This window comes from Agrobacterium sp. CG674, from assembly GCF_053521645.1.
The window spans coordinates 1-5,813 of record NZ_JBNWDZ010000023.1 but is presented as its reverse complement, the minus strand read 5'-3'; the positions used below and the strand labels follow the sequence as shown (position 1 = coordinate 5,813).

The window sequence follows — 5,813 nt, the reverse complement described above, 5'->3', positions numbered from 1 at the left end:
CTGATACGCTCTTTGCGCTGGACTGCATCCTTGCCGAGGCCAGCACTACGGGCGATGTCGTCGCTTGTCGTGTGAAAAACGTCAGCGATTTTTCTTGGCACAAACAGGCCATTGTCAGCATATTGAGCAAGAGCCATTTGAGATACCCATCAATAATAACGTTAATTATGACGCAATATAGCGTCAGTATGAATGGCTTTCAAGTGTTAAGCTCTGTCCAGTACGGGTGAGCCCTTCCGCGCATTGCGCGAAGTTAGAGAAGAGGCTTGAACGACTGGATCGTTTCGAGAGTTGTCCCTGGCGACTGCCGGCGGAAAGGTATTAACAGACAGGAGCGGCACAACCTTACAACGCAAATAATGCACCACTATAAGGGGTTTATTTTTCAAATTTAATGCATTAAATGTTCCATTAGAGGGATCAATTGATGCGACTAACGCTCCAAGCCCATTTTGATAGTGAGTGGTACGACGCCGCGAGGCTGGAACTCAAGGACGACGCGGCCGGCTTCCAGGGCGCGTCCATCGTCGACTACGATCTCGACTATTTCGTCGCGGTGGCATCGGCGGAATTCGCGGCCGGAAAAACGGTCCGTGACCATCGCGCTTTATCGGTGCGTTATCCCGTAGACCTCGAAAATCGATATAGGGGCAGCTGGCCACCGTTTCTCTTGGATCTTATGCCACAGGGACATGCAAGGCGAAAGCTTGCCGACCACCTAGGGCTCACTGAAGGCTCGCGCGCTTCTGATCTCCCGCTGCTTCTGCGATCAGCGACGGGCGGTATAGGTAATATCCGCATCAAAGAAGCGGCCGAGGCCGAAGCAAAACGTCTGTATGGGGTACAGCGCCAAGGCGTGACAGAAGAGGAAATCCTCGATCGATCGGATCGCTTCATGGAAGTGGCCGATCGCTTTGGAATGCTCGCCTCAGGCTCAAGCGGACTGCAAGGCGAATGGCCCAAGGTCTCCATGACCCAGGCGAACGACGGTCTTTATTATCCTGATAGTTTTGTGACCGATGATGAGGCTGTGCGCCATGTCATCGTCAAGCTGGTGCGCAGCAACGATCCTGTGGACCGCCTGATCCTCGAAGGCGAAGCCCTATATTCGCGCATCGCTCAAGAGATCGATCTTAATGTCAGCGAACCCTCGACCTATGCTGAAGGCGTCCTGATCATTCCCCGTTTCGACCGGAAAAAGAGACAAGGCGGCGGAACCGTTCGGCTGGGGCAGGAAAGTCTCGTGTCCGCGATCGGCGTTGCCGATTTCGGCCATGTCGGCACGCACGAGGCCTATATCGACGTCTTGCGCCAGTATTCGGCCGACCCGTTCTTGGACATTGTTGAATACCTGAAGCGCGACATCGCCAACCTGGCGCTCGGTAATCCCGACAATCACGGCCGCAATTCTGCCCTCAGCAAACACCAGGATGGCACGATCCGCCTGTCTCCACTCTTCGATTTCGCGCCTATGCGCCTCGCCAAGGAAGGGATTGTTCGTTCCACCCGATGGGCCGTGATGCGTGACGGCGGCCGCGATCATCTTCCCGATTGGAAGCTGGTTTGTGGTGAACTGATGCCCGATCCAGCAGAGCAGAAAGCGCTCGTGGCTACGCTTTGGGAATTTGCCGAACGTCTGCGCCAGGCTCCGGCAATGGCGAAAGAATTGGGGGCGTCTCGGGATGTTCTGGACCGCGCAATGGGACGCTGCATGGCGATCACAGACAGCGTTCTGGGGACGCACCAGATGCCGAAGGACAGCTAAATGGCTCGTTGGAAGAAACCCACTAAAGATGAGATTCTTGAAAACCGTAGAACGCTGGCGGAGCGCGCTCGAAACGGCGATCTAAGGTTACCGGGCGCTGTGGCACAAATTCGAAAGGGCTTTGGCATGACGCAGGAGGAGTTTGCTAAGACGCTGTCGCTCACCAGACGCCAAGTTGCGGAGATCGAATCTGGCAATGCAAACCCGACGCTTGAAACTTTGGAAAAGATCGGTCGGTTGTTCGGATTTGGCGTCGGATTTGTGGCGAGAATGCCCGACGTATAAGGGATAGTCAAAAGGGGCGCACGCCGACGATGCCGATCTCAGACCCCGGCACGCCTTTTAGAACCCCCGGCATTTCTCACCTTTTGGTGGTCTCCAGAGGGGCGTCGATCCCGGATCAAGGTGTCAGGGAGGTTATAGAGCAGGTTCGAGCGGCCGTAGACCGGTGGCCGCAATTTGCTGAAGACGTTCGGCTACCCAGATCCCGTACTGTTGAACTCGACACATTCCTGAATGGCAATCGGCTGGCTGATCAAAAGCGATGAGGCACAGAGTTGCGGTGACATGTTTCCTGATGTGTGATCCGGTGATTGTTAAGATGGCGGCGTTGGCGATCAGAGGGTCGACCGTTTACCTCTGTAGGTGATTGGTGGCGGAAGAGCCTCATGGGCTTGTGCAAGCGTTTCGAGCCATTCGGCCAGACCGGCAGGGACGGCTTCATTGCCCGCTTCCAGGGCCTCGATCCAGGAAAGTTCACATTGCAGAGCGGACGCGATATTGATTGGCGTCCAGCGGATGACCCGCAGGCATTGATTAAAGCGGTCTGGCGACATGGTGATTTTCATTGCCCCTGTAATATCGAGCGATGTTCGGCTAGTCAGCTGTGATAGTCAATTGATTTGCAACCTTTTGGAGGTGTGGCGTTCTACACGACTTTGGGTATAATTTCTGTATAGGTGTTAATTTATACATAATCATAGGTATTTATAATGTGTTCGGAGAATATTTTTTCACTTATGGCCCAGGCGGGATGCGAACTAAAAAAAGTATATAATTAGTATGCTGGGAGGGTGCGCCTACATATAATATCTTTGATCGGGTGCGGTTTTGGGTGGGCGAGCTTGTAAACTCGACAGGCAGTCAGAAGTGCATTTAGGGAGACCCACATTTATATAGACAGCTTATGATTTTATATAGATTTGAGGTTGATCTGGGGGAGAGTTTGCGAGCGAATAGGATGGAGTCTGGCAGATTATGCGGTGATCCGATCGACGGTTTGCCATTACAATTTCTGGCTTCAGATGTCGCATTGGATGTAGAGTAGGAGCGCTCGGTTGAAAACGGCTCGCTAGAGCTTTCCTTCAACGTCGAAATTTGATATGAAACCTCGGATAGTACATCCTTAGTTCAGAGGTATTGTATCAATGTCTCCATCTCTCCCCCAGCGCCAGATCGCCCACGCATTACTTACGGCGCGTGGGATCGCGCGCCTTGTCGAGCTGCGCGACGCTGGCGTAACGGCTGCCACTATGAGCCGCATGGAGCGGGATGGAGAGGTGCTCCGACTTGCACGCGGCCTTTACCAGCTCTCCGACGCAGCGCTCGACGCCAATCACAGCCTAGCTGAGGCCGCCAAGCGCGCACCTAAGGGCGTCGTCTGCCTTGTGTCGGCCCTCGCATTTCACGGCCTGACCGATCAGCTTCCGAGACAGATATGGCTGGCCATCGGCCAGAGGGACTGGCCTCCCAAATCTGACGGTACACCCATTCGTATCGTGCGGTTTACCGAAAGACTGCTCAATGAAAGCGTCGAGACCCATATTGTCGAGGGTGTGCCCGTAAAGGTCTTTGGGATCGTCAAAACAATCGCGGACTGTTTCCGATATCGCAACAAGATCGGTCTGTCGGTGGCGATCGAGGGCCTCCAAGAGGCGCTCCGCCAGAGCAAGGTCACTCCCGGCGAAATTGCTAGGCAGGCCGAGAGAGGAGGGGTTGCCACTGTGATCCGGCCGTATCTTGAGGCGCTGACTGCCAATGGTTAAGGAGATTAGGAATATCGGCGCCTCGGTGCGCGCCCGCCTGCTGCAACTCGCCAAGGCAAATGACCAGAGCTTCGACCTAGTTCTGACACGCTTCGCCCTCGAGCGGCTGCTCTTCCGGCTCAGCCAGTCACGACATGCCAAGCGCTTCGTGCTGAAGGGCGCGATGCTGATGATGAGTTGGTTCGACGATCCGCACCGCGGCACGCGCGACCTTGATCTGCTGGGTTTTGGCGATCCGAGTGCTGAGCCGATGCTGGCGACGTTTCGGGAGATCCTGACGCAGGAAGCCGGCGATGGCGTGGAATTCGACGCTGACGCACTTCGCGTCGACCGTATTCGCGAGGAACTGGAGTATGGCGGGCTGAGGCTGAGGACGACGGCCTCGATCAGCGGTGCCCGGATCAGTCTGGCGATCGACATCGGCTTTGGCGATGCATTGGAGCCTGGTGCCGAAGAACTGGACTATCCTTCAATGCTCGATTTCCCAATGCCCCGACTACGGGGCTACGCGCGGGAAACTGTCATCGCCGAGAAGTTCCAGGCGATGGTGGCGCTGGGGCGTTCCAACACCCGGATGAAAGATTTCTACGACATCTGGATTCTCAGCAGGTCGTTCGATTTCAGCAATGACAGGTTAGCACAGGCAATTGCCGCCACTTTTGAACGGCGTGAGACGCCGATCCCAACGGCCCTACCGGATGCGTTAACAGCAGCATTTGCCAAGGATCAGCAAAAGCAACGGCAATGGCGAGCGTTTGTTGAAGACGTTGCCCATGATCCGGGTGAATTGATGGATGTCATCACGGAGATCGCTGCATTCCTGATGCCTCATGCCGTTGTAGCCGCGAGCCGGGGCAAATGAGCGGGTTGGACATTGGCGCCGGATTTTGGAGGGCGTGACCGTTGAACACTGGCCAGACGATCAATCGGACCGAGGATAAAGCGCACTCGCTCAGTCGTTGATTGTCATCCTGCCGGGGGGCATAGTTGATGTGCACTATTACCGGATATTCCGATCAATCGACGACAAGATGACTCACCACACGAGAGTTTCCAAGGAGGCGCGGCAGCCGGTATTGTCACACCGTCATCTGCCTGGCTCGACGGATTGTTTTTGTCATAACTAAGCTGATAGCCTACTAAACACGGCGGCAGACAAGATTCTGTTCAACAGCTGCATATTCCGCGAGACGATCGACTACCCGAGAAGCCTTCTGCGATCACAGCCTGTGCGAGCTTCTGCAAGTCAGCTAAAACTTTCGTTTTGTGCAACTCCTACCATTGTGATTGAAGATGGAAGCGTTGGCGATCAGAAGGCCGACCGTTTGCCTCTGTAGGTGATTGGCGGTGGAAGAGCCTCATGCGTTTGTGCAAGCGTTTCTAGCCATTCGGCCAGGTCTGCAGGGACGGCTTCATTGCCTACTTCCAGAGCCTCAATCCACGAAAGTTCGCATTGTAGAGCGGAGGCGATATTGATCGGTGTCCAGCGTATGACCCTCAGGCATTGATTAAAGCGGTCTGGCGACATGTCGATTCATTGGCCTCGTATTTCAAGTGATGCTTGCCTAGTCGATTGTGAGAGTCAATCGGTTTTGCAGCCTTTGAGAAGCGGCGACATGCTCGATGCTCGTGTTTTTGGATATATTTTCTGATTGAATTTAAATATATACGTTAATTCTGGAATCTATACATTGCATGTAGAATATTTTTCTATGTATCGGCTTGATGGGTATCATGTTAAGAAAAGGTATAATTTATATGATGGCTACGTGTGTTATATATAATATCTGTAGTTTTGGCCTTTTTATGGGGTGGTGTGCTTAAAGCTTGAGGGCGATCAACGATGATTTTAGATAATCCAGCCGCGCGCTCAACTGTATGATTTATATAGGTTTTTCGATTATTTGGATGAGGGTATTTATTGACGGATTGGGAGATAAAGTTCGGTGGCTGAGTGGATATCTGGCTATCCGGTTGCAATTACAATAACAGTATCATGATAC

General features: G+C 53.5%; 6 protein-coding genes. 4 read left to right on the top strand and 2 right to left on the bottom strand.

What is annotated here, in order from left to right:
* The first annotated feature begins 427 nt into the window (after positions 1-427).
* Entirely contained in the window at positions 428-1,765 is a 1,338-nt protein-coding gene (locus tag ACQZ51_RS23530) for a type II toxin-antitoxin system HipA family toxin (RefSeq protein WP_448780971.1), read from the top strand.
* Complete coding sequence (locus tag ACQZ51_RS23525) at positions 1,766-2,050, top strand: helix-turn-helix transcriptional regulator (RefSeq protein ID WP_448780969.1); 285 nt, start codon at positions 1,766-1,768, stop codon at positions 2,048-2,050.
* A gap of 332 nt (positions 2,051-2,382) precedes the next feature.
* On the opposite strand, the gene ACQZ51_RS23520 is transcribed toward ACQZ51_RS23525, so the two are convergent.
* On the bottom strand, positions 2,383-2,601 hold the full coding sequence (locus ACQZ51_RS23520; protein ID WP_448780968.1) for a hypothetical protein: 219 nt from the start codon (positions 2,599-2,601) through the stop codon (positions 2,383-2,385).
* 591 nt (positions 2,602-3,192) lie between these two features.
* On the opposite strand from ACQZ51_RS23520, the gene ACQZ51_RS23515 reads away from it, so the two are divergent.
* A complete protein-coding gene (locus tag ACQZ51_RS23515) occupies positions 3,193-3,810 on the top strand; it encodes a type IV toxin-antitoxin system AbiEi family antitoxin domain-containing protein (RefSeq protein WP_448780966.1) in 618 nt (205 codons plus the stop codon).
* A complete protein-coding gene (locus ACQZ51_RS23510) occupies positions 3,803-4,672 on the top strand; it encodes a nucleotidyl transferase AbiEii/AbiGii toxin family protein (RefSeq protein ID WP_448780964.1) in 870 nt (289 codons plus the stop codon). Before ACQZ51_RS23515 ends, ACQZ51_RS23510 begins: the two co-directional genes overlap by 8 nt.
* 447 nt (positions 4,673-5,119) lie before the next feature.
* Here the strand turns inward: ACQZ51_RS23510 and ACQZ51_RS23505 are convergent, their stop codons facing one another.
* Positions 5,120-5,338 carry a hypothetical protein gene (locus tag ACQZ51_RS23505; protein WP_448780962.1) on the bottom strand — a complete coding sequence of 73 codons (219 nt, stop codon included), beginning with the start codon at positions 5,336-5,338 and terminating at the stop codon, positions 5,120-5,122.
* Positions 5,339-5,813 lie beyond the last annotated feature (475 nt).